Source organism: Amycolatopsis sp. NBC_01480, from assembly GCF_036227205.1.
Lineage (GTDB): Bacteria > Actinomycetota > Actinomycetes > Mycobacteriales > Pseudonocardiaceae > Amycolatopsis.
Map to the genome: position 1 here is coordinate 1 of NZ_CP109442.1, position 22,472 is coordinate 22,472.

General features: G+C 68.4%; 24 protein-coding genes. 12 read left to right on the forward strand and 12 right to left on the reverse strand.

What is annotated here, in order from left to right; translation table 11 throughout:
* Positions 1-32: 32 nt before the first annotated feature.
* Together OG371_RS00005 and OG371_RS00010 are read right to left on the reverse strand one after the other, a co-directional pair.
* Positions 33-788 (reverse strand): SDR family NAD(P)-dependent oxidoreductase, encoded by a 756-nt coding sequence (locus OG371_RS00005; RefSeq protein WP_329064180.1) that lies wholly within the window; start codon positions 786-788, stop codon positions 33-35.
* A 68-nt stretch (positions 789-856) separates the two neighbouring features.
* A complete protein-coding gene (locus OG371_RS00010) occupies positions 857-1,630 on the reverse strand; it encodes an SDR family NAD(P)-dependent oxidoreductase (protein WP_329064182.1) in 774 nt (257 codons plus the stop codon).
* A 317-nt stretch (positions 1,631-1,947) separates the two neighbouring features.
* Between OG371_RS00010 and OG371_RS00015 the strand changes: the two genes are divergently transcribed.
* From OG371_RS00015 to OG371_RS00055, 9 genes are all read left to right on the forward strand, one after another.
* Positions 1,948-2,391, forward strand: coding sequence for a MarR family winged helix-turn-helix transcriptional regulator (locus OG371_RS00015; RefSeq protein WP_329064183.1), 444 nt, complete (start codon positions 1,948-1,950; stop codon positions 2,389-2,391).
* A gap of 252 nt (positions 2,392-2,643) precedes the next feature.
* Positions 2,644-3,513 (forward strand): SDR family oxidoreductase, encoded by an 870-nt coding sequence (locus tag OG371_RS00020; RefSeq protein ID WP_329064184.1) that lies wholly within the window; start codon positions 2,644-2,646, stop codon positions 3,511-3,513.
* The gene (locus tag OG371_RS00025) at positions 3,510-4,160 is read left to right on the forward strand and encodes a hemerythrin domain-containing protein (protein WP_329064186.1); all 651 of its coding nucleotides are present in this window, start codon (positions 3,510-3,512) and stop codon (positions 4,158-4,160) included. The genes OG371_RS00020 and OG371_RS00025 overlap by 4 nt, the downstream gene beginning before the upstream one ends.
* A 26-nt stretch (positions 4,161-4,186) precedes the next feature.
* Complete coding sequence (locus tag OG371_RS00030) at positions 4,187-4,645, forward strand: nitroreductase/quinone reductase family protein (RefSeq protein WP_329064188.1); 459 nt, start codon at positions 4,187-4,189, stop codon at positions 4,643-4,645.
* A 91-nt stretch (positions 4,646-4,736) separates the two neighbouring features.
* Positions 4,737-4,886, forward strand: coding sequence for a hypothetical protein (locus tag OG371_RS00035; RefSeq protein WP_329064189.1), 150 nt, complete (start codon positions 4,737-4,739; stop codon positions 4,884-4,886).
* The gene (locus OG371_RS00040; protein ID WP_329064191.1) at positions 4,883-5,806 is read left to right on the forward strand and encodes an SDR family NAD(P)-dependent oxidoreductase; all 924 of its coding nucleotides are present in this window, start codon (positions 4,883-4,885) and stop codon (positions 5,804-5,806) included. The genes OG371_RS00035 and OG371_RS00040 overlap by 4 nt, the downstream gene beginning before the upstream one ends.
* 153 nt (positions 5,807-5,959) lie before the next feature.
* Positions 5,960-6,682: an alpha/beta fold hydrolase gene (locus OG371_RS00045; RefSeq protein ID WP_329064192.1), complete on the forward strand. Its 723-nt coding sequence runs from the start codon at positions 5,960-5,962 to the stop codon at positions 6,680-6,682.
* 234 nt (positions 6,683-6,916) lie between these two features.
* Positions 6,917-7,528 (forward strand): carboxymuconolactone decarboxylase family protein, encoded by a 612-nt coding sequence (locus tag OG371_RS00050; protein WP_329064194.1) that lies wholly within the window; start codon positions 6,917-6,919, stop codon positions 7,526-7,528.
* Positions 7,529-8,007: 479 nt separating this feature from the next.
* Positions 8,008-8,199, forward strand: coding sequence for a hypothetical protein (locus tag OG371_RS00055; RefSeq protein ID WP_329064196.1), 192 nt, complete (start codon positions 8,008-8,010; stop codon positions 8,197-8,199).
* 606 nt (positions 8,200-8,805) lie between these two features.
* On the opposite strand, the gene OG371_RS00060 is transcribed toward OG371_RS00055, so the two are convergent.
* Positions 8,806-9,465 (reverse strand): TetR/AcrR family transcriptional regulator, encoded by a 660-nt coding sequence (locus OG371_RS00060; protein WP_329064198.1) that lies wholly within the window; start codon positions 9,463-9,465, stop codon positions 8,806-8,808.
* 330 nt (positions 9,466-9,795) lie between these two features.
* On the opposite strand from OG371_RS00060, the gene OG371_RS00065 reads away from it, so the two are divergent.
* Entirely contained in the window at positions 9,796-11,616 is a 1,821-nt protein-coding gene (locus OG371_RS00065; RefSeq protein ID WP_329064200.1) for a CocE/NonD family hydrolase, read from the forward strand.
* A 17-nt stretch (positions 11,617-11,633) separates the two neighbouring features.
* On the forward strand, positions 11,634-12,299 hold the full coding sequence (locus OG371_RS00070) for a hypothetical protein (protein WP_329064202.1): 666 nt from the start codon (positions 11,634-11,636) through the stop codon (positions 12,297-12,299).
* Here the strand turns inward: OG371_RS00070 and OG371_RS47285 are convergent.
* From OG371_RS47285 to OG371_RS00080, 3 genes are all read right to left on the reverse strand, one after another.
* Positions 12,181-12,885, reverse strand: a complete 705-nt coding sequence (locus OG371_RS47285; RefSeq protein WP_442876218.1) for a hypothetical protein — start codon at positions 12,883-12,885, stop codon at positions 12,181-12,183. The genes OG371_RS00070 and OG371_RS47285 overlap by 119 nt on opposite strands.
* Positions 12,886-13,053: 168 nt before the next feature.
* Positions 13,054-13,758: a hypothetical protein gene (locus tag OG371_RS00075; protein ID WP_329064203.1), complete on the reverse strand. Its 705-nt coding sequence runs from the start codon at positions 13,756-13,758 to the stop codon at positions 13,054-13,056.
* Positions 13,759-13,775: 17 nt separating this feature from the next.
* Positions 13,776-15,515 (reverse strand): CocE/NonD family hydrolase, encoded by a 1,740-nt coding sequence (locus OG371_RS00080; protein WP_329064205.1) that lies wholly within the window; start codon positions 15,513-15,515, stop codon positions 13,776-13,778.
* Between the two features lie 121 nt (positions 15,516-15,636).
* Here OG371_RS00080 and OG371_RS00085 point away from each other — a divergent pair, with 121 nt between their 5' ends.
* A complete protein-coding gene (locus OG371_RS00085; protein WP_329064207.1) occupies positions 15,637-16,251 on the forward strand; it encodes a TetR/AcrR family transcriptional regulator in 615 nt (204 codons plus the stop codon).
* Positions 16,252-16,256: 5 nt separating this feature from the next.
* Here OG371_RS00085 and OG371_RS00090 read toward each other — a convergent pair whose 3' ends face one another.
* Genes OG371_RS00090 through OG371_RS00115 form a run of 6 tightly spaced genes read right to left on the reverse strand, consistent with a single transcriptional unit; the run spans position 16,257 to position 22,380 of the window.
* Entirely contained in the window at positions 16,257-17,432 is a 1,176-nt protein-coding gene (locus tag OG371_RS00090; RefSeq protein WP_329064209.1) for a CaiB/BaiF CoA transferase family protein, read from the reverse strand.
* Positions 17,429-18,298, reverse strand: a complete 870-nt coding sequence (locus tag OG371_RS00095; RefSeq protein WP_329064211.1) for a fumarylacetoacetate hydrolase family protein — start codon at positions 18,296-18,298, stop codon at positions 17,429-17,431. Before OG371_RS00095 ends, OG371_RS00090 begins: the two co-directional genes overlap by 4 nt.
* Complete coding sequence (locus OG371_RS00100) at positions 18,295-19,425, reverse strand: DUF3500 domain-containing protein (RefSeq protein ID WP_329064213.1); 1,131 nt, start codon at positions 19,423-19,425, stop codon at positions 18,295-18,297. The genes OG371_RS00095 and OG371_RS00100 overlap by 4 nt, the downstream gene beginning before the upstream one ends.
* The gene (locus OG371_RS00105) at positions 19,425-19,766 is read right to left on the reverse strand and encodes a cupin domain-containing protein (protein ID WP_329064216.1); all 342 of its coding nucleotides are present in this window, start codon (positions 19,764-19,766) and stop codon (positions 19,425-19,427) included. The genes OG371_RS00100 and OG371_RS00105 overlap by 1 nt, the downstream gene beginning before the upstream one ends.
* Entirely contained in the window at positions 19,763-21,343 is a 1,581-nt protein-coding gene (mhpA, locus tag OG371_RS00110) for a bifunctional 3-(3-hydroxy-phenyl)propionate/3-hydroxycinnamic acid hydroxylase MhpA (protein WP_329064218.1), read from the reverse strand. Before mhpA ends, OG371_RS00105 begins: the two co-directional genes overlap by 4 nt.
* Positions 21,340-22,380 (reverse strand): quinone oxidoreductase family protein, encoded by a 1,041-nt coding sequence (locus OG371_RS00115; RefSeq protein ID WP_329064220.1) that lies wholly within the window; start codon positions 22,378-22,380, stop codon positions 21,340-21,342. Before OG371_RS00115 ends, mhpA begins: the two co-directional genes overlap by 4 nt.
* Positions 22,381-22,472 lie beyond the last annotated feature (92 nt).

Genomic DNA, 22,472 nt, shown 5'->3' on the forward strand with positions numbered 1-22,472 from the left:
GTGGTGCACCCGCCGTGCGGAGGTTGGTCAGGTCAGACCGCGGTGCGGCCGCCGTCGACGTTGAGGATCGCGCCGGTGATGTAGCTGGCCTTGTCCGTGGTCAGGAACACGATGGCGTTGGCGATCTCGTCGGCGTCGGCGACATAGCCCAGCGGCGCCTGCTTTCCGAGCTCGTCGAGCCCGTCGCCCATGATGCCGACGACCTTCTGGGTGCGGGTGGTTCCCGGGCTGACCGCGTTGACCCGGACACCGGCCGGGCCGAACTCCGCGGCCCAGGATTTGGTGAGCAGGTTCAGTGCGGCTTTGGTCGCGCCGTAGACCGCCATGCCCGGGGCGGCGAACTGGCCGACCATCGTCGAGGTGTTGACGATCACGCCCTTGCCGCGCGCGGCCATCTTCGGCGCCAGCTCCCCGACGAGGAAGAAGTGACCCTTGAGGTTCGTGTTGAACGTCGTGTCCCAGCCCTCCTCCAATGTCTCCGCCGTCGGGCCGAACACCGCCGTCCCCGCGTTGTTGACCAGGATGTCGACTTGGCCTCCGGAAATCGCCAGTGCTCGTCGGGCCAGCTCGCGTGCCGACGCCGCGTCGCCGAGTTCGGCGCGCACGTAATCGGCCTTGCCGCCGGCTGCGCGGATCGCGGCGACGACACCGTCTCCGAGCTCTTGGCGACGACCGGCCACGATCACGTGCGCCCCGTGCCCGGCGAGCTGCTTCGCCGTGGCCTCGCCGATCCCGCTGGTCGAACCGGTCACGAGCGCCGTACGGTCCGCGAGGTCTTTTTCTGCCATTGCTTCTCCTTGTCGATGCTGGTGGCGGTGGGTGTGCTGGTGAGGACCACGTTCGATGAAACGGCGTGTCAGTTCCAGCCGCCGTCGGCTTCGATGGTGGTGCCGGTGATGTAGGACGCGTCGTCGGAGAGCAGAAACGCGACCGTGGCGGCGATTTCCTCAGGTTGGCCGAGCCGGCCGAGTGCGCTCATCGAGCGGAGGAGGGCGGGGAACGGGACGTCGGTGAGCGCGGGGTGGACGTAGTGGGGGGCGTAGCCGGCCATGCGGGTGGCGGTGGCGCCGGGGGCGATCGCGTTGATGGCGATGTTCCGCTCGGCCAGTTCGGGAGACAGATTGCGCACCATGGCCGGGATGGCGGCCTTGCTCGCCGCGTACAGGGCGTGGTGGCGCACCGCCAGGCGCGTGCTGACCGAGGAGCTGAGCACGATCCGGCCGCCGTCGGTCATCGCGGCCACCGCCGCCTGGGTGACGAACAGCTGTCCGGCCACATTGGTCCGGAAGAGGTGCTCGAAGTCGGCCTCGGTGATGGTTTCCAACGCGCCGAAGTGCTCGACCCCGGCGTTGCTGACCAGCAGGTCCAGGCCGCCGAACTCGGACACCACCGAGCCGACCAGCTCGTGGGCCCGCGCCGCGTCACTGACGTCAGCCTGGAAAGCCGATGCGGTACTCCCGTTGCCACGCAGTTCGCCGACGAGCGCGTCGGCCGCGTCCCGATCGGAGCGGTAGTTGACCGCGACCGTGGCTCCCTGAGCGGCGAGCCGCCGCACAATCGCGGCACCGATCCCGCTGCTGCCTCCGGTGACCAGGACCCGCTTGCCCGCCAGGCTTGATGTCGATGTCATCGCTCTACCCACGTTCTCTCGTTGTCTTTCGCTGGATATGACTCTGGATTTGACGCTGGATGCGCACGGTCCCCCGCCGCCTGTCCCCCGCCGGAGCCATCATCCAATCTAGTCAGATATGCTTACTACAGTAGCCGTACATTGGAACCAATGACAACAGTGACAGCGACCACCTCGCCGAGAGACAGGCGGCGCGCGGGCGCCGCCATGCACGCACCGTCAAGACCTCGTCCGCGGCGATCCGGCCCGGCGACGTTGACATAGGGTGCGAGCCTCGTGGGATCAGGGGGCGATGAAACCGGATGGAACTGGGCGGCATGGATGACGAGCAGCGGGTTGATCTAGGGGTGGCGTTGTTCATCCCGTACCGGTACTCCGAGGACCGGATTTTCCGGACCCTGCAGGAGGCCGGGTTCGACGACTGGACCCTCGCCCAGTGCCGGGTGTTCCAGCGCATCCACCCGGACGGTTCACGCCTCACGGACCTCGCTGACCAGGCGCAGATGAGCAAGCAGAGTGCCGGTGTGCTGGTTGACCAGCTGGAGCGGCTCGGCTATGTCCGCCGGGTTCCCGACCCCACGGACGGGCGCGCCCGGTTGATCGTGATCGAGCAACGCGGCCGGCGGGCGGTCGAGGTGGCCATGGCGACACGGGACGAGATCCTCGCGGAGTGGCAGGCCTACCTGGGCACCCGCAACTTCGCGTTGCTGCACCAGATCCTGGCGCAGCTCCGCGAGATCACCGACCCCTACGCGCTCTGAAACCCGGCCCCAGCCACCCCCCGACTCCCAGTCCCCGCCACCCCGGACCACTGGGAAAGCGAGGCTCCGGCAGGATTCGACTCCGCCTTGACATCGTCAGAATGACTGACTAGCTTTATCAATGATTCTGACGAACGTCAGGCAATGGCCGAGTGGTAGCCACGGTCCAGACGAGTCCGGTTCGCCACCACGCCGTCCGCAGCCCCGCGCTGCCACCGCACCAGAGCGGCGCCCCCAAGAAAGGGAAACACCATGTCCATTGTCATCACCGGAGCTTCAGGCCACCTCGGCCGGCTCGTCGTCGACCGGCTGCTGGCCGCCGGAACACCGCCCGCGCAGATCGTGGCCACCGGCCGGGACGCCGGCAAACTCGCCGGCCTCGCCGAGCGCGGGGTCGTGGTGCGGCGCGCGGACTTCGCCGATCCGCGAACCCTCGACGACGCATTCGCCGGCGCGGACACGATGCTGCTGGTCTCGACCACGACGGTCGGGGAACGATTCGACAACGCCCGCAACGCCATCGACGCGGCGGCCCGGGCCGGGGTGTCCCGGATCGTCTACACCAGCATCGTCAACGCCTCGACCGCGCGGATGACGCTCGCCGCCGAACACCGCCGCACCGAGGAGTACCTGCGGGACAGCGGTTCGGCGTTTGTCATCCTGCGCAACGGGTGGTACCTGGAGAACTACACCGACCAGCTGCCGATGATCGCCCAGTACCACGCATTGCTCGGCAGCGCGCACGACGGCCGGGTCAGCGCGGCCGGCCGGGACGACCTGGCCGCGGCCGCGGTCGCGGTGCTGACGCAGGACGGGCACCTCGGCGCGACCTACGAGCTCGGCGGCACCCCGTTCACCCTGACCGAACTCGCCGCCACGATCAGCGAGGTCCTCGGCACCCCCATCGCCTACCAGGACATGCCGGTCGCCGACTACACCGCGACGTTGACCGGCGCCGGGCTGCCGCCGGAAATGGCCGCCGCGGTGGCCGACGCCGACGCCGGCCTCGCTCGCGGCGAACTGTTCACCGCCAGCGAAGACCTGGTGAAGCTCATCGGCCGACCGGCGACCACCGCGCACGAAGCCGTCCGGAACGCCGTGGCTGCCGGGGAGTCACGGTGAACACCTCCGGACCGGGCGTCGACACCCACGAGATGGTGCTGATGCACCGCGTCATCCGGCGCGAGTTCGGTCAGCTCCCCCGGCTGTTCCGCGCCGCGGCCAGCAACCGTGCGCGATCCAAGGTCGTCGGCGCGCACGCCCGGGAGATGCTGGACTTCCTCCACACGCACCACACCGGCGAGGACGAGCTGCTTTTCCCCTTGCTGCGCAAGCGAACCACGCTCGACCCGGAACTGATGGACCGGATGGACGCGCAGCACGCGCAGGTCGACGACGCCGTCGCGGCCCTCGGCAAGGACCTGCCGGCCTGGACAGCCACCGCGGACGCCCCCACTGGCGAGCGGATGGCGGCTCTCGTCGACGCCACGATGCCGACACTGATCGAGCACCTGGCCGAGGAGGAGGAGAAACTGCTCCCGATCGTCTCGGCCACGTTGACGCAAAGCGAATGGGACGCGCTGGGCAAGCACGGCATGAGCGCGATTCCGCTCACCCGGCGGCTGGTCATCCTCGGCCACATCACCGAGGAAACCGATGACACGGAACGGCAGCGGTTCCTGCAGGTCATCCCGGCCCCAGCTCGTTTGGCCTACAAGCTGATCGGCCGCCGTCAGTTCACCCGCGAAACCACCACCATCCGCAGCTGACCCACCCATAGTTTCAAGGAGATCCAATGAGCTTCGATACCCGCGCGGGCACGCGCGGCGGCAAGGTTCCCGCGGGACGGTTCGTTCGCGCGTTCAACAAACTGGCCGAGCGATGGCTGCGTCTTAGGGGTGGCCGTGTCATGGGTTTCAGTGCGCTGGTGCTGACGACCACCGGCGCCAAGACCGGTGCCGAGCGCACCACGCCGGTCGGCTACTTCCCCGATGAGGATGGAAGCTGGCTGATCGTGGCGTCCGCGAATGGCGCGGCGGGCAATCCGGGCTGGTACTACAACATCGGCGCGCATCCGGACAAGGTCCGCGCGGAGGTCGATGGCCGCGCGGTCACCGTCGTGCCCCAGCAGTTGCACGGTCCTGAGCGCGAGGCGGCGTGGAAGCAGATCACCGCAGCATCATCCCGGTTCGCGCAGTACCAGGAGAAAACGGACCGCGAACTGCCGATCATCCGCCTGACGCCCCAGTACTGACCTCGCTCGCAATCAGGTCCCGCGCGGTCGGCGCCAAATCCGTCAAACTGATACACGCCACGAAAAACAAGGAAGGACGCAGAGGTTCACCATGTCCGAGCTGCGGGGTCCTGCAGGAAAGAACGTTGTCGTCACGGGTGGCGCCAAGGGGCAGGGCTACCGCCACGTGCTCGCGTTCCCGGCCAAGGCCGTCGAGGAGCGCGGTGTGCGTTGTCACCAAGCACCGCGCATCGCCGCATGAGCGCCGCCGATGTCCACATCGACCTGCGTGGCCGGATCGCGCTCGTCACCGGAGGTACCGGAGGGATGGGCCGGGTCATCACGACCGAATTGGCCCGGGCCGGCGCTCACGTCGTCATCACCAGCAGGGACCACCAGCGCGGAGACGATCTGCGCCGCCGAATCGCGGCCGAGGTGGGTGCCGACCGGGTAGAGGTGCTGACCGCAGATCTCTCCTCCCGCGCCGACCTGTTCCGGGTCGCCGCCGGGTTCTCGGCCCGGCACGACGCTCTGCACATGCTCATCAACAATGCCGGTGCGCATTACCGGCACCGATGGCTGACCGTCGACGGCGTCGAAGCGCATCTGGCGGTCAACCACCTCGCCGGGTTCGGCCTTACCCACCTCCTGCGTGACCGCATCCGGGCAGACCCCCCGGCCCGTGTGGTCAACGTCGTCTCGGCGGCGATGTCCAACGTCCGCCTGCCGCCGTTCGGCCGGCCGCGTCCGGTTCCGCTCGACCTCGGCGGCGTTGCCGACGTGCGCGAACTCAATCCGGCCAAGGGGTTTACCCCGTTCGCCGCCTACGCCAGGGCCAAACTGCTGGCCACCATCTGCGGCTACGAATTCGCCGACCGGTGGCGGGACGAAGGCGTGACCGTGAACGCCGTGCACCCGGGAATCGTCAGCACCGGCATCGTCGACGACATCCTGCCCACCGGGCTCGCACCGTTCCGCTCGCTGATCCACCGGCGGCTGCTGACCCCCGAGCAGGGCGCCTCGGCAGCGCTACGCCTGGCCACCGACCTCAGCCTCGCCACCGCGTCCGGCCGCTACTACATGCGCGACCAGGAAACGCGTACCCCCAACATCTCCTACGACCCGGTCACACGCGCTGCGGCTTGGCAACTCAGCCTCAACTGGATCACAACACCAGACTGATCGACCCGACCAGCCCCAGGACTCCCGAAGCTGTGCCCGGAGTACGTAGTCATATTGGTGTCCGTTGTGGACACAAGATGCCATCTGGATGACTGGGGCGAGGGACTCAGCCGCGACTTCCCGAGGATCCCATTGGGAGAAATGAGAGCTAACGTGACGGACGACAAGCCTGCACAGACATTCGTTCTGGTTCCTGGAGCATGGCTAGGAGGCTGGAGTTGGCAGCCGGTAGCCCGGTTACTCGCCGACCGCGGCTACCAGGTCATCACTCCTACTTTCCCCGGGTTGTCTTATGACGGGTCTCCCGCCGGGCTCAGGCTTGCTGACGCCATCGACTACCTGGTCAGCGAAGTCGAGCAGCGCGATCTCACCGATGTCGTCCTCGCTTGCCACAGCTGGGGCGGTTACCCCGCCACCGCGGCTGCCCACCGCCTGGCCGGCCGCGTAACGAAGGTGATCTACCACAATGCGGTCGTCCCCGAGCAGGGCAAGTCGATGGCTGACGAGAACGGGCAATACGGCGAGATCATCCGGCAGGCCGTCGCGGCCAGCCCCGATTCGACCATTTCGATCGGTCTCGACGCCGTCCAGGGCGGCCTGATGGCAGGAGACCCCGCTCCACTCCAGGAACTCGTCAGCCGGATGCTGGTGCCGCAGCCAGGCGGATACATGCTCGACAGCGTGGATCTTCCCCCGGTCACGAAGATAGGGCTCGACGCAGCGTATGTGCTGTGCGCTGACGACTTCGCCCTGGCCCGGCCCGGAGCCGAGTTCGCGGCACGGCTCGGCGTCGATCCGGTGGTCGTGCCGGGCAATCACATGACACTGCTGACCCGGCCAGAGATCGTGGCCGACGCGCTGATCTCCGTGCTCTGACGCCGTGCGTATGCCGACGTCCAGGTGACGAGGTGGAGTAGGTCGAACTACGGACTGAAACCCAGGCCCGGTCGACTGCTGCGGGAACCAGCGCACGAGTGACGATGATCGGCGGTCAGGTCGGCTACTCGACAGCATTCGCGTTCGACATCCGTGATCGAGTTACCAGCTCACAGTGAAATACCGGCCGCCATCATCAGCGATGAAACGATCGTGCATGTTAGGGAGACACCAATGACAGTGCATCCACCGACCGACGGCCGGCGCTGGGGCGGGCGGTTACCGCTCGCAGAAGCGGGCACGCTGGACCGGGACCAGCGAGCGGTTGCCGAGCAGTTGCACCTGTTCGCGGTGCCCTGGGCAGAGCAGGCGGGTTTCACGCCGACCACCGATGACGGGTATCTGATCGGGCCGTGGAACGTCTTGGTCCACCGGCCGCAACCAGCCAGGGGTTTCAACGAGTGGGTCAAGGCCGACCAAGTCGGATCATCGCTGCCGGCCACCGTGCGCGAGGTCGTGATTCTGACGGTCGGAGTGGCCTGGCAGGCAGCCTACGAACTCTACGCCCACACGGCAGTTGCTCGGCATGTCGGCACGGCCGAGCCGGTGATCGGCGGCGTGCTCAACCATGCGCCGAACGACGACTTCTCGGCGGCCGAACTCGCAGCGCATCGCTTCACCGACGAACTGGTGCGTGCGCGCACGGTCACCGACGAAACATACGGGCGGACACTGGAGGTGTTCGGACAGCGGGGCGTCATCGACATGGTGCACCTCATCGGGATTTACTTGGCGACGTCCGCGCTCCTCAATGCGTTCGAGATCCCGGCGCCCGACGCCTGCTGACCGCAGACGATCTTGGCCACCGGTGACCGTGCGGCCGGCCGCACGGTCACCGGTGGCCGGAAGGATCAGCCGGAGGGACTCCAAACGGTCGCGGGAGATACGGGGCCGCGACTCGCCCTGTGTTAGACGGCACGGGGATGCCAATGAATCTCCTGTCGTTGGGGCTTCGTCGGCGGCAGCACCGTGCCGACGAAAGCCGTGAATGACGACTTGCTCGCTTCACTGCCTGCCTCGCGCCGCAGCGATGTGCTCGTGGCGATCGCTGCGGCGCGAGGCCGCGAAACTCCCGGCTCCCGCGCAAGAGTTCCGCGCGCTCTTGGACACGACCCTGCGACATGTCGTCGAGCAGGTGGCCGCAGCCTGCCGGGTGTTGATCAAGGTGGGGTCCGGATACCTCACGGGGTACGCCGACGACATCCGGGGACAGATCGCCGAACTCGGGGTCGGGTGCTCCCGCCGGAGGTGCGGGCGGTCTGACCATGGTCCTGCTGTTCTCGGTCGCGATCCCTCATGCGGAAGGACGGCTGGCCGCCCATGGCTCGTGGACGGAGGGTGATCCGGTGCCGACGGCGTTGCTGAAGTGCGGACGGATCGAGCGCAAGGGCACCATCGACAACGCCCTCAAGGAGCTGCGCCTCCATGACCTCGTCCAGCAGCGGCAAGATGGCTGAGCCGCTGGAAGTGCCGCGTGTGAGCAGCCGGGGGCGATCGACAGCAGACACCTGATCGCTGTCCAGACGTTCGACGTCGCGCGCCTGACGACCCACCCGGTGCCGATCGTGCCGGCACCTTCGGCGCGGTTTCCGGTGAAGGGCCGCGTGGAGGCATCCAACGGATGCGGTAAGACGAGTTTTCCCGTCGCCGTCTCGATCCCCTGCTAGGAGACCCGCAGTGGCGGTTCGACACAGCAGGTGGCAAAGCCGCCGCAGGTGTCCTGTTCCGGCCCGATTCGGCCGGTGTCGACGTCAAGAAGACCACTCCCGCCAGGAGCGGCTACATAGTCGGTGTCCTCGCCCATGAAGAACGACCACACGAGCCGCCGCCCAAGTAGCGATACTCCCAGGCTCGACAGTAGCCATGGCCACGAGCGGGCGTCGTGTCGGCTGCGTGTCGAAGTGAAGTGAGAAGCGGCGCCGTTACGCAGATGTCGCCGCCGAAATCTCCGTCGGTGGGGCCGCCTTGGATGGTGTTGACGCGGATGCCCCGGTCGGCGAGTTATCGGGTCAGCACCGTTTCCGCGCCTTTGGTTACCGCTCCGGGCGACCAGTTCGGGTTGCTCAGTGTCGTGAGGGTCGGGGGTGAGTCAGGTAGAGAATTGCCATGTCGGCGATCTCACCGCTCCATTGGCTCCACGTCAGGCCGTCAGGTGAATGGCGCAGGGCCAGGACGCGCTGGACGCACGCGCCGAGGATGAGTCGGGCGACGACGGACAGGGCGGTGATCGGATCTGGTCGCTGCACCTCGTCCAGGTGGCGGGCGGCCGCGTCCAGGAGCAGTCGCTGAGTCGTGGCGAGCGTGTTGACCACCGGGTCGTGAGGTTGCAACTCGGTGCGGGTCTGGGCGACGTACTGACGGAAGACGTTCGCTGCCGTGCCGACGTTCCGGACCACCGCTTCGACGTAGACGTCGATGATGACGGCCAGGTTGGGCGCGTCGGCTTGCAGAGCGGTGGCCAGGTCGGTGTCGAGTCGATCCAGGATCCGCGTTCGCACGGCGTCCAGGAGCTGTTCCTTGCTGTCGAACCTGCGGTACACGCCGCCGATCGACACGGCGGCCCGCTCGGCGACGGCAGCCATGGTGACCTCGTCTTCGGTTCCCTCGGCGAAGAGCTCCTCGGCCGCGGTCAGGACCTTCGCCAGGAGCGCGCGGCTGCGGGCCTGCTGAGGAGGACGTGGACCACGACGATCACGTGCCGGGCGATCAGCAGAGTCGCTCATGCGCTCGGAGTGGTCGGGCGTGCAAGCGAGCAGGACTGCTGACGAGCACACTTTAGCGAACTATAACTCGCATAATCTGAAGCGGAGGCCCCCCGGTGTTCTGTGAAAGGTCGCATCGCTGCAGCATAGCTCGGGAGGTTACCTCTGCCTCGATCGGGTAGATCCGCGTGAGCGAGGCGCGCTCCACTTGACAGTCACCGGCGGACGGCGGACGATCAAATGCGAATTAGAGTTCGCATTGCCGCCCGACGCCCATCAGTAGCGACCGCAAGGAATTGGGTGGCTGGAGGGCCTGCGTCGCACGGCTGATTCGAGTCATGAGGAGTCGGTATGAGCAGCGGATCGGCGGTCATGCTGCCGGCGTTCCCCTACGTCGAAGCTAACGAGGAGGGCGTCTTCAGCAAGTTCGAGCCCAGTTCCAGGGTGCTGCGCGCGGGGTTTCGGACATTGCCGTGGTGCCGGCCGTTGCCGGTCGATCTCGTCTTCGAGAAGGACGTCGCCGTCACGTTGCGCGATGGCGTAACGATCTATGCCGATGTGTTCCGGCCGACCGGGTCGGCGCCGGTGCCCGCCATCGTGGCCTGGAGCCCGTACGGCAAGAGCGAGGGCGCCGCTCCCAAGACCTTCGATCTGCTGACGTCACTGGGCATGGACGTCAGCGGCATGTCTGGTTTGGCGAAGTTCGAGGGCCCCGATCCGGCTTTCTGGTGCGCCAACGGGTACGCGGTCTGCAATCCCGACGCGCGCGGTGTCTTCGAATCGGAAGGCGACAGCGTCATGACCGGGGAACAGGACGGTCGCGACTGCCATGATCTGATCGAGTGGCTGGCCGGACAGGAATGGTGCACAGGCAAGATCGGGATGAGTGGCACGTCGCACCTCTCGATCTCGCAGTGGTTCACCGCGGCCGAGCAGCCGCCGCACCTCACCGCCATCGCACCCTGCGAGGGCATGAGCGACATCTACCGCGACCTCGTCATGCGGGGCGGGATGCCCGACTACGCCTTCCCGACCTCGTGGGCGACGCACTGGGTCGGCAAGCGCCGGCGGGAAGACCTCGTCGCGGAGGCCAAGCGCTATCCGCTGCTGAACGATCTGTGGCGTTCCAAGTCCGCTCGCCTCGGAACCATCACCGTCCCCGCCTACATCGTCGCCAGCTACTCGAACACGATCCACACGCCCGGCACGTTCCGCGCTTGGCGGCAGGCCGCCTCGACCGAGAAGTGGCTGCGCGTCCACAACACGATGGAATGGCCGTACTACTACGACGAAGCGAACACCCAGGAGTTGCGCCGCTTCTTCGATTACTACCTGAAGGGCGAGGACAACGGCTGGGCCGGCACCGCGCCGGTGCGCTACGCCGTGCTCGACCTCGAGGGGCACGACCAACTCGACGTTCCCGCGACCCAGTTCCCACCCGAAGAAGTCACCTACGTCAGGTACTACCTCGACGGGGTGTCCGGCACGCTCACCGAGCACGCACCCGCGCAGCCGATTGCGACGAGCTACGCAGCGGACCTCCCGAAGGGGCACGTGGCGTTCATCATCCGGTTCTCGGACGAAACCGAGATCGTGGGGTATCCCAAGGTGCGGCTGTGGGTCGAAGCCGACGGCTGGGACGACATGGATCTGTTCGTCTTCCTCCAGAAGCTCGATGCCTCGGGTGAACAGCTCGAGCAGTTCAACGTTCCGAATCACGGACCGGACATGCAGGCGCTGACCGACCACGGAGCCGCGATCCTGAAGTACAAGGGCTCCAATGGCCGACTGCGGGTCTCCATGCGACACCTCGACGAATCGACGTCGACCGACGAGATCCCCGTGCACAGCTTCGATCGCGTCGAAAAGCTCGAACCCGGGCAGGTCGTCCCCGTCGAGATCGACATGTTCCCGGTCGGTTTGGTCTTTCACCCAGGCGAGCAACTGCGCCTGGTCGTCACCGGCCACAACATCCTCGGCGGAGCGATGCCGAACATGGGGACCATCGTTCCCGACAACCACGGACGGCACGTCGTACACACCGGCGGACCGCATGCCTCCTACCTGCAGCTGCCCGTCAAGGCGACCGAGTCGAGCACAGCACCTGAGACCTTCCGCCCCGAACACAACCGTTCGAGGGCATCCAGCCAGAAGAGCGAGGAACAAAAATGAGTCCACACCGTCAGTTGGTGACGCTGACGTCAGGCATGGCAGGCGAAAGCATCGATGATTTCGAGCTGTTCTACGCGCGCCGCGCCTTGCGAATCCTCAAGTCGCGCCTGGGACATCAGGGGCTGCTCGACCTCTTGGCCAAGGACATCGACAAGGGCAATGCCTTCCTGCGTGAGTGCGCACAGGCCTCCGACGGGGCGTTTGCGGGCGGCACCATCGTCCTGTCGGCCGACGGTCTCAGCTCGAAGGACTTCGTCACCTGGCTGAGCAAGGCCTTCGCGGATGAGGATGTGTTGATCGCAGCTCACCCTGAGCACTGGGCGTTCTCGGAGCAGCCGGGTAGCGGTGTCAACGTCGTCGAGACGATCGGGAGCCACCTGAGCTCCTTCTATATGGCCGGCTGGGGCGCCGAGGCGCCGGCCTGGGCCGCCGAATCCGACGCGGTCCTGCCTGAATCGAAGTTCCCGCTCAAGATGGCTGCCGATCTGGTGCTCGGTGACGGCACGGTGATCGGACGAGTGCTCTGCCAGTTCGGCGACACCACCACCGGGTTTGACACCGCGCTCACGGTGTACGTGCCGCAGACCTGCAAGGAGGTAGTCGAACAGCACCTTCGGCACTTCTCCGTGGAGTTCCGGAACTGGATCGTTGCCGCCGCTGAAGCGCACAAGTCGCCCGAGTGAGGCTCGGGCGTCCTGGCCCGAGCCGCGTGTTGTTCTCAATTCGGCATTTCCGAGCGCTGTGAGCGGCCAGATCCTGCCAGGACCTTGACTCAGAACAGTCGCGGCGAACGGTGCGAAATAGCCGATGCCGGCGTTGGCCGTGGTGAAGCTGCCGTTCGACCACTGTGTGGAGGACGACCGCGGATCGGTAGACGCTGGCGAGCTTGTCGTGTCGGGTGGCCAGGCCATCGCCATTGTCCGAGTTCGTTGAACCGGCGCTCGACGACGTTGCGGCCGCGGTAGTCCACGGAGTCGAACGTTGGTGGCCGGCCACCGCGTGAACCCCGGCGTTTGCGGTGTCCGGCCGGTCGGCGCGTTCGAGGATCACTGCGACGATGCCACTGGCGCGCAGCTGCCCACGGATCGCGCGGGAAGAATAGGCCTTGTCGCCCCGGGTGCGGTCGGGGCGAGTACGTGCCCGACCGCGTCCAGCGCGGCGTATCCGCAGGTGCCGCATCAGGTGTGGGAACATCAGCGCGTCCCCGGCTTGCCCAGGGCCGACCAGAGCGATCAGCGGTCGGCTGTTTCCGTCGACGAGCTGGTGCACTCTCGTGCTCCAGCCGCCGCGGGAGCGGCCGATCGCATGATCAGGCGGCTCGATGAGCAACTCCGTGTGTGTGCCGGGCTCGACGCCTGGACAACAGTCACCTGCACCACGAAGGGGCCCTGAGGCGCAATCTGGTCAACGAAGGCGACTGGCGAGCCTGGCCGATGCTCAGCCCTCGGAGCGTGACGACGATTCCGATGCGGCTCGGAGGATCCAGTTGTGGAACTCCACCGCGAAGTGCTCCAGGTGGTGCTCGACCGCCGTCGGGCCGCACGAGGCCGGGAGGGTCACTGAGAGGCTGGCGGTGAACCCGCCCTCGACGTCGGTGCACGTGTTGGTGATGCCGCCGACGATGGTGCCGTCCTGGAGCACTATGCGTGAGCGGCGGCCGTACGTCGCGTCAGGGCCGGCCGGCTCTGACGGGGTCGTCGCCTCGTCCCATTCGCGCATGTAGAACGAGCAGACGTGGTCGCCGAGGGTCTCGACGATGTTGACCCGGCCGCCGCCGGCGTGGATGGAGTAGTGCTCTGGGTGCCCGGCGAGCAGGACGTCCTCCCGACCGAAGGCCTGTGAAAGCCAGTCCGTGAACTGGCCAGCGGTGATGCCGTGGCCGTGCAATGTCGTCGTGCCGGTCGTCTCTTCTCCGGCCGAGCGCGCGACGTGGTCGCGCAGGTAGGTCTCGCCTGCTGCGATCTCGTCGGCGAGGAGGTCGAGGAGGCGCTCGCGGCCGAGCTTGGCCTTGAGCAGCGCGAGGGCACGCTGTGCGGCGCGGACCTCGAACCGCTCGATCATGCTGTCGTCCTGCTCGCCGTCCAAGCGGACCCACGCTGCCGCGGCACTCCTGCTGCCGATGGCCGCTGTGTCGCTGCTCATGGTGGTCCCTTCGTCGGTCAGCGGGTCTGGACGGGGAGCTGGAGGTAGGAGGCGTGTTCACCGCCGGTGTGGATGACGTGCTCTCCGCTGTTGGCGCCGGCGTACTCCTGGATGGCGGGCATCAGGGTGCCCAGGAGGTTGCGGGAGCTGACGACGAAGCGCAGTTGCTCGCCGGCGCGGAAGGACAGTCCGATCGGGAGCAGGTCGATCTCGACGTCGACGATCTCGCCGGGGGCGAGGAGCTCGACCCGGTCGAAGCTGTGGGCCGGCACCTCTTCGGTGGACAGCTTCTCGTCCAAGTGCCGGGCCGAGACGCGCAGCCGTCCGTCCGAGCCCTTGTAGCGCAGGATCGACGCGCCGTGGTCGGTGAGGTCGTGGACCACCGCGGTGCGGTTGGGGACGGTGAAGGCCTGCAGGGGTGTGCCGTGGGCGTCGAGCTTCTGCACGAGGACGAACAGGTCCATGTCGTCGGCGTCGCGGGCCTCGACCCACAGGTGCGCCTTCGGGTAGCCGACGAGCACCGTGTCCTCGTCGAATCGCGCGAGGAAGGACACCGCGTCCGGGTTGGCGGCGACTGGGTAGGACACGGTGGCCTCACCGGTGGGGACGGTGGTCGTCATCGTGCGGGTGCGGCCGTCGAGGTAGTACTTGGCCGAGGTGACTTCGGCCGGGGGGAACGTGTCCGCGGGGATGTTGACCTGGTCGCCGCCCTGCAGGTCGAGGACGGAGTAGCGAACCCGGGGTGTGTGCTCCCAGCCGTTGTCGAGGTCCTTGAGGTAGCGGTCGAAGAAGCGGCGCAGGTCCTCGACGTTGGCCTCGTCGTAGTAGTCGGGCCATTCCTGGGTGTTGTGGATGCGCAGCCACTTCTCGGGGCTGGCCATCCGCCGCCAGGCCCGGAAGGTGCCGGCGGTGTGGAGGGTGTTGGAGTAGCTGGCCACGACGTAGGCGGGCACGGTGATCCGGTCGAAGTCGGGGATCTTGCGATCCCAGAGGCCGTCCGCGAGCGGGTGGAGTGCGGCTTCGGCGAGGACGTCCTCCTTGCGGTTCTTGCCGAAGAAGCTGCCCTCCTGAAGCTGCCGGGTGAACCCGGTGTCGGGCATCCCGCCGCGCATCACCAGGTCGCGGTAGACGTCGCTGACGCCTTCCCACGGGTTGATCGCTGCCAGGTGCGGCGGCTGCTCGGCGGCGGTGAACCACTGCGCCACCGCGAGGTAGGACGTTCCGCTCATCCCGACCTTGCCGGTGCACCATTGTTGCTGCGCCAGCCACTCGATGAGGTCGAAGCAGTCCCGGCCTTCCTGGCGGTCCCACAGGACGCTGTCGCCCTCGGAGTCGACGACGCCCCGGATGTCGGGGTTGCAGATCGCGTAGCCCCGGGCGCACCAGTACGCGGGGTCCGGGCCTTCGAACTTCTCCAGCCCGGACACGATCCCGTTGGTGAGGCCGACCATGCCGAAGACACCCATGACGCTCGCCGATGATCCCTGCCCTTTGCCGTACGGGCTCCACGCCACGATCACCGGCACGGGTTCCGTGCCGACCGGGCGGAACACGTCGACGTGGATCGTCACGCCGTCGCGCAGCTGCACCGCGACGTCCTTTTCGAAGACGACGTCGACCGGCAGCGGGCGGAACGGCGGGGCGAGGCGGAAGCCGGCCTCGAGGGTCCGGTTGCCCGGCTCGAACGGTGTCAGCACTCCGGTCCGGGCGGGCGGCAGCGACTGGGACGGCACGAAAACCTTCTGGTCATTGCTCACGACGGGCTCCTTTCGCTCGGGCACGTCCTGGTGCCGCATTCCTTCCTGAAGCGACCGTACGGCCGACTCGCGGAAAACTCAACGAGCGTGGAGAAAATGTCTTGCCACTACACTCGTTCGTATGACCGCGCAGGAGGAGGCGACGGCGGGGGTCCGTCGCGGCCGCAAGCCCGGACCCGGCAGTACCCGGCAGGCCGTGCTCGACGCGGCGAGAGCGCGGTTCGCCCGAGACGGCTTCGCCGGGACCACGATCCGCCGCATCGCCGCTGACGCCGGGGTGGACGCCTCCCAGGTGATGCAGTTCTTCCGCTCGAAGGACGACCTGTTCGCCGCCGTCATGGCCGTCCCGGCGTCGGCGCTGGAACGGTTCGACACCGCTTTCGAGGGGCCCGACGAGCACCTCGGCGAACGCGTGGTGCGTGCCTACCTGAGTGCGTGGGAGGGCAGCCCCGAGGAGTCGGAGCCCCTGATGGCCATGCTGCGCGGCGCGATCGGCAACGAGAACGCGCGTGTGCAGCTGCGCGACTTCCTCCAATCCCGATTGAGGCACGGCTCCGGCGGCGGTGGCGACACGATGCTGCGCGCCGGCCTGGCGGCGGCGATGCTGGTCGGCATCGTCACCAGCAGGCGGATCATCGGGGTGCCCGTGATCGCCGCCGCCGACACCGAACAGATCGTCGCGACCGTCGGCCCCGCGATCCAGCAGGTACTCGCCGGTGCCGCGCCGATCGGCTGACGGTTTCACCCGGCGTCCAGCCACGCGCGGATCTCCTCGTCGTGCTGGCCCAGCGCCGGCGGAGCCGTGTGGGTTCGCGGAACCTCGGTGCCATCGAGGCTCGCCATCCGCAATGGCGGTCCCGGCAGCTGGATCGTGCCGAGGACCGGGTGGTCGACATCGATGACCAGACCTTGGCTGAGGGTCTGATCCCAGGTGTAGACCTCGTCCAGGGTGCGTACCTTTCCCGACGGGACACCAGCCTCGGCGAACCGGCGGAGCCATTCCGCGGAAGTACTCTCTCCCAGCTGTTTTTCCAGGGCGGCGGTCAGCTCGTCGCGGTGCAGGACCCGGTCGCGGGCGGTGGCGAAACGCGGGTCCGTGGGGTCGAGTCCGGTGGTCAGCGCGACAGCGCGCCACTGGTGGTCGTTGCCGACCGCGATCTGGATGGTCCCGTCCTGCGTCACGAACGCTCCATAGGGGACGATGGTGGGGTGCTGGTTGCCCAGTGCGCGCGCCACTTCACCGGCCACGGTCCAGCGGGTGCCCTGGAACGCGTGGGCTCCGACGATCGCCGCCAGCAGCGACGTCCGCACGACGGCGCCCCGGCCGGTGTCCGCCCGCTCGGCCAACGCCGACACGACCCCGAAGGCGCCGTACATCCCGGCGAGCAGGTCGCCGATGGGCACACCGACCTTCGTGGGATCGTCTGGGCCCGGCCCGGTCAGGGACATGAGCCCCGCCTCCCCCTGGGCGATCTGGTCGTAGCCGGCCCGCCCGCCCTCGGGGCCGTCGTGGCCGAACCCGCTGATGGACAGCAGGACCAGGCGGGGGTTGAGCTCGTTGAGGCGGTCGATGCCGAAGCCGAGGCGCTTCAACGCGCCCGGCCGGAAGTTCTCGACGAGGACGTCCGCCCGCTCGACGAGCCGCTCGAGATCACGCCGCCCGGTGGCGGACTTGAGGTCGAGCTGGATCGACTGCTTGTTGCGGTTCGCCGACAGGAAATAGGTGGAGACCGGGTCGTCCGGCGACCCCACGAACGGCGGGCCCCACTGACGCGACTCGTCACCGACGCCCGGTGCCTCCACCTTGATGACCCGGGCACCCATGTCGCCGAGCATCATCGTCGCGTGCGGTCCGGCCAGGGCGCGGCTGAGGTCAACGACAAGGACGCCGGACAGCGGTCCGGCCGGCCGGTTCACTGTCCACTCCGGACGGTTGGGATGAGGCGGTGGTCGTTGGCCACCACCGGGTTGCGCAGGGTGCCCAGCCGCTCGACCTCGACCTCGACCTCGTCACCCGGGTGCAGCAGCCACGGCGGTGTGCGGGCGTAGCCGACGCCGGCCGGCGTTCCCGTCGCCAGCAGGTCCCCGGGCCGGAGCGTGAACGTGTGCGAGATCAGCGAGAGGGTGTCGCCGACCAGGTAGACCATCTCGGCGGTGGAACCGTCCTGGACCAGCTCGCCGTTGACCCGTGTCCGGACACGGAGGCCGTCGCGCAGGTCGCCGACCTCGACGGACGGGACCATCGGGCCGAGCGGTCCGGAGCTGTCGCCGTTCTTGCCGAGAATCCACTGGCTGGTGAGCTTCTGGGCCCGCCGCGACGTCACGTCGTTGAACGTCGAGTAGCCGACGACGCCGGCCAGCGCCTGCTCGGGTGTGGCGTCGACGAGCGTCGACCCCACGTAAGCCATGACCTCGCCCTCCCAGTCGATGCCCTCCTCGTTGGCGGGAACGGGGATCGGGGTGCCCCCGACGGTCAGCGATGCCGTCCAGCGGGCGAACAGCGACGGGTAGAGCGGCAGATCCAGATCGCGGAAGCTGCCCTCGGCAACGTGCTTGAGGTAGTTCAGCCCGATACAGATCACCCGCGCACCGGGCAGCACCGGCGGAACCAGCTGCGCGTCGGCGACCGCGACGGTCGGTCCGTCCGGGACCCGCGACAGCAGGCCGGTGGCGTCGGCCCAGAACTCGTCCAGCCCGGCCACTACTGTGGCCTTCGCGCCGTCGTCGGACAACGACGCAACCTCGACCGGTCCGCCGTCCCGGCGGATACCCACGATCCTCATCGGTGTGCCTGCTCGCGCTGAGCGCCGTGCCGGGTGTCGAGGTGGTGCTGCATGAGGAGGTCGGCGGCGAAGTCGTTGGAAGGGTCGCGCCAGACGCTGTGCACGTGGTTGGCGTTGTCCTCGGCGTTGTCGAACTCGATCAGGGTGGCGCCGCCCTGGATACGGAAGTAGTGCGGCAGGTCGATGGTGGTGCCCCCGGCCCACGCGAAGTGCAGCTCGCTGACGCCGCCGGCGGCCGCGATGCGGTCCATCTCGACGTCGACCAAGCCGGGACGGGCGCGGTGCACGAACGTCGCCAGCAGGTCGTCGAAGCAGGTTCGCTGGGCGGCGGAGAGGTCGCCGACGCGGATCCCGCGGGGGTGGGCGCGGAAGTAGGCGAGTGCCCTGCGGTCGTCGTCGGTGATCATCGCGTCGCGGCGGCCGACGCCGTGGTAGGCCGGGTACTCGACGTCACCGATGCGCGGCACGGTGCGGGTGACGAAGTCCGCCGGGGGCTTGTCGTGGATGACCGCTTGCGCCCGCTGGCCGTCGGTGAGGCCGTCGAGCAGGAGGAAAGCGGCGTCCTCTTCCTCGCCGAGGATGCGGAACGGGCCGATGCGCGCCGGCTCGGCGCCCAGCAGGAACGGCGTGGCGTTCGCCAGGTCGCCGTCGACGACGGTGACGTTGATCGACAGGTGGTGCCCGACCAGCCGGAAGCCCCAGGTGGTGTCGGGCTGCGGCTGGCCGAAGAAGGTCAGGAAGTAGCCGCGGGCGTCGCGGAACGTGGCGGCGACGTGGCCGAAGACCGGGAGGTTCAGCTCGCGCAGCACATGTTCGTTGCTCATCACCTGTACGACGCGTGCGTAGGCGGGCAGCGACATCGACTCGGCGATGAGCCGGTGCGCCAGCACCTCCTGGTGGCGGTCCAGGTCGCCGAGCGCGAGGCCGTGCCGGCCGGACTCAGGCAGGAAGTTCCAGTGTGTGCGCCCGGGGTCGGTATGCGGCAGCAGGACCCGGGACCGCTGGTCGCCGGTGAGGCTGTCGAACAGGCCCATCGCGGCGAAGGTGACCACGGTGGCGTCGAAGGAGCCGCCGGCACGGGGGTGGTGTTCGAGCGGGAGCTCGGTGTGCGGTGCGAGATCGGCCATCAGACGGCCGGCCGGATGACGAGCATGCTGGCCGGCAGCTTGCTGCGGTTGACCACCTCGCGGCGGGTGCCGGCGGTGAAGTGGACGGAGTCGTACGGGTGGAGGGTCGCTTCCTCACCCTCGCTGACCATCACCAGTTCGCCGCTGACGAGGACGTACACGGTCTCGGCCGGCTGCTCGCTCATCTCCGCCCGTCCGTCGGGCAAGTAGTGCGACAGCACGACGGTCACGTCCTTCGTCGGAGTCGACGCGCCGCCTTGCAGGCGCACCGGCCCGACACCGGTGTGGCCGGGTGGATCGAAGCGTTCGGCCTCGGTGAGCCGGGTGACGCGCATGGTCATCGCAGGTGCTTCCCTTCATTGGGGTGGGGCTGCAGCGCGCGGCGCAGCTCCGAGACGAGGCGCGGGATGTCGGTGTGGCCGCCGGCCCCGAAGACGTAGAAGTCCGGGCGGGCAAGGAATGCGGTGCAGCCGTGCCGGGAGAACCAGCTTTCGTAGGCCCCGTCGATGTCGCGCACCGGGCTGGCAGAGGAGAGGTCGGTGACGCTGCCGCCGATCTTGCGGAACCACGACGCGACGTCCTCGTCGAGGAGGTCTCCTGGATCGCCCGCGCGGCTCACGAGCTGCCAGCCGCCGCCGACGACGTCGTCGAACAGGCCGGTTCGACCGGCGACCGCGACCCGCCCCTGGGGTGCCAGCCGCCCCTCGATACCCCTGCTGGGGACGGTGATCGAGGGTGTGCCCAACCGAGGGTGCGGCGGTTCCACGGCGGTGCCTGCTTGCCGCTTCAGCTCGGTGTCACGGGCTGCGGCTCGCGCGGGGTCGAGCTCGCAGATGACGCGTCCGGCAGCGACCGCTTCGTCGATGATCTCCCGGACGTGGCCGGCCCGTTCCGGGCCGTAGGTCTCCAGCACACCCGCGTCTGCGAGGCCGGCGTGCACCATGCCCAGGCGCCAAGCCAGCGCGCGGGCGTCGCGGAGTCCGGCGCACAGGCCCTGTCCGAGGAACGGCGGCATGAGGTGCGCGGCGTCGCCGGCCAGGAAGGCGTGGCCCACTCGCCAGGTCTGCGCCCACCGGCCCCGGAAGGTGTAGACAGCATGCCGCTCCAGCTCGGCGTTGTCGGGGGTGACTCCCCAAGAGGCCATGAGCCGCCAGGCCGTCGCCTCCTGCGCCAGCTCGTCGACCGGCATGTCGTCGCGGCGCATGAACTCGAAGCGGCGGCGCCCCGGTCCACTGTTGACCGCGGTGGCCGGCTGGTGCGGATCGCAGTACTGGACGACGAAGGCGTCCCACGTCTCCTCGTGCAGAGGCCGGTAGTCGATGACCAGCCAGTCGGCCTCGAAACCGGAGTCGCCGACGCCCACCGCGAGTTGGGTGCGTACCGGGCTGTTCGCGCCGTCGGCGCCGACGAGCCATCGGCTGCACACCGTGGCCGTTGTCGTGGGCTCTGTGGTGGAGATGAGCTGCGCCGACACCGCACCGGTGTCCTGGGCGAAGGAGGAGAACGCCCAGCCACGGTGCACGGTCACGCCCGCCGTGGCTTCGGCGATCTCTTCGAGCACCGCCTCGAGGTCGGGTTGGTGAAAGCCGTTGGTGTTGGCCCACCCGGATTCGGCCGGACGGTTCCAGTCGATCGACCGCAGCAGTTCGCCGTCGCCGTTGCGGAACTGGTAACCGCCGCGGGCACCCCGTGACGGTGCGAAGAGATCGGCGTGGTCGGCCATGATCCCGGCGGACTGCAGGATGCGCAGTGCTTCGTGGTCGATCGTGCAGGCGCGCGGGAGTGGATACCGCTGCGGCCAGCGTTCGACGAGCGCGACCTGCATTCCCGCCTGCCCCAGCAGGATCGCGGTGAGCAGGCCGACGGGGCCACCGCCCACGACGAGACAGTCGACCTCGGAAGCGGGTCGTGTGGTCATGCACGGTCCCCGGTGCTGAGCCGCACGTCGGGGACGACGACACACTTGGCGTGGGGCGAGTCCGACTGTGTCCGCCACGCGGCCGGCGCCTCGTCGAGGGGGAAGACGCGGGTCGCCAGGTGCAGCTCCCCTCGAGAGATCGCTGACCACAGCCAGGTCAACGCCGGCTGTTTGTCCCGCAAGGACACGTGCAGGCCGGCAAAACCGGACATGACCAGCTGCTTGCCCCGCATCGACCCGGCCGGAACCTGAGCCGTCGGACCGGCCAGGTCGCCGATGTTGACCACCCGCGCCCGGGGAGCGCAGACCTGCAGGGCGGCCTCCAGGGGCACCCCGTAGATCCCGTCCAGGACGACGTCCACCGGTCCCGCCGCGCCGCGCAGCCGGGCGGCCAGGTCGTCCCGGCTCTCGTCGGGATGCAGCGCGACGACGGCGTCGGCGCCGAGAACGAGCACGCGTTGCAGCGCGGTGTGGTCCCGGCCGACGCCGATCACCCGCTCCGCGCCCGCCCGGCGGGCGATCTGCACCGCGAGCTGGCCCACGGCGCCGGTGGCGCCCAGCACCAGTACCGTTTCGCCGCGCCGCAGGCCGGCGATCTCCATCAGCGGCATGTATGCCGCAGTGCCTGCATTGCCGACCGCTGCAGCCAGCACCGGGTCGATGCTGTGCGGGAGCGGCAGTACGTCCGCGTCGGCGACGAGCACCCGATCGGCGAACGCCCCCGGCGTGGCCGGTGCGGCGTGGCATTCGGCGTACACCCAAGAGCCGGGCGCGTGCGCGTCGGACTCGAGCACGACACCCACGCACTCGCTGCCGGGAACGTACGGGGCTTCGTGACGGACTGAATGGAACGACCCGGAAGCGATGAGCAGGTCCAGCGGATTCAGCGGCGCCGCGGCCACCGCGATCAGCGTCGTGCCGGCCGTTCGGCGCGGCAGCACGGTCGAGCCCAGACGCGGCTCGGCGGCTGGGGCGTCGACCAGGACCGCGCGCACCGAGCCGCTTCCCGGTGCGTGGACCTCTGATGCCGCGTTCACGACGCCGACATCTCTGGCGAGCGGCATGGTTGGTGGCTCCGTTCGGGGCTCGATGCGGTACCGGCGGCCTACAGCCCTACGGCGAGAAGTGC

Bases quoted from the DNA above. Each gene is read 5' to 3' on its own strand.
- OG371_RS00005 (WP_329064180.1), bottom strand. From the start codon at position 788: ATGGCAGAAAAAGACCTCGCGGACCGTACGGCGCTCGTGACCGGTTCG.
- OG371_RS00010 (WP_329064182.1), bottom strand. From the start codon at position 1,630: ATGACATCGACATCAAGCCTGGCGGGCAAGCGGGTCCTGGTCACCGGA.
- OG371_RS00015 (WP_329064183.1), top strand. From the start codon at position 1,948: ATGGATGACGAGCAGCGGGTTGATCTAGGGGTGGCGTTGTTCATCCCG.
- OG371_RS00020 (WP_329064184.1), top strand. From the start codon at position 2,644: ATGTCCATTGTCATCACCGGAGCTTCAGGCCACCTCGGCCGGCTCGTC.
- OG371_RS00030 (WP_329064188.1), top strand. From the start codon at position 4,187: ATGAGCTTCGATACCCGCGCGGGCACGCGCGGCGGCAAGGTTCCCGCG.
- OG371_RS00035 (WP_329064189.1), top strand. From the start codon at position 4,737: ATGTCCGAGCTGCGGGGTCCTGCAGGAAAGAACGTTGTCGTCACGGGT.
- OG371_RS00040 (WP_329064191.1), top strand. From the start codon at position 4,883: ATGAGCGCCGCCGATGTCCACATCGACCTGCGTGGCCGGATCGCGCTC.
- OG371_RS00050 (WP_329064194.1), top strand. From the start codon at position 6,917: ATGACAGTGCATCCACCGACCGACGGCCGGCGCTGGGGCGGGCGGTTA.
- OG371_RS00055 (WP_329064196.1), top strand. From the start codon at position 8,008: ATGGTCCTGCTGTTCTCGGTCGCGATCCCTCATGCGGAAGGACGGCTG.
- OG371_RS00060 (WP_329064198.1), bottom strand. From the start codon at position 9,465: ATGAGCGACTCTGCTGATCGCCCGGCACGTGATCGTCGTGGTCCACGT.
- OG371_RS00065 (WP_329064200.1), top strand. From the start codon at position 9,796: ATGAGCAGCGGATCGGCGGTCATGCTGCCGGCGTTCCCCTACGTCGAA.
- OG371_RS00075 (WP_329064203.1), bottom strand. From the start codon at position 13,758: ATGAGCAGCGACACAGCGGCCATCGGCAGCAGGAGTGCCGCGGCAGCG.
- OG371_RS00085 (WP_329064207.1), top strand. From the start codon at position 15,637: ATGACCGCGCAGGAGGAGGCGACGGCGGGGGTCCGTCGCGGCCGCAAG.
- OG371_RS00095 (WP_329064211.1), bottom strand. From the start codon at position 18,298: ATGAGGATCGTGGGTATCCGCCGGGACGGCGGACCGGTCGAGGTTGCG.
- OG371_RS00100 (WP_329064213.1), bottom strand. From the start codon at position 19,425: ATGGCCGATCTCGCACCGCACACCGAGCTCCCGCTCGAACACCACCCC.
- OG371_RS00105 (WP_329064216.1), bottom strand. From the start codon at position 19,766: ATGACCATGCGCGTCACCCGGCTCACCGAGGCCGAACGCTTCGATCCA.
- mhpA (WP_329064218.1), bottom strand. From the start codon at position 21,343: ATGACCACACGACCCGCTTCCGAGGTCGACTGTCTCGTCGTGGGCGGT.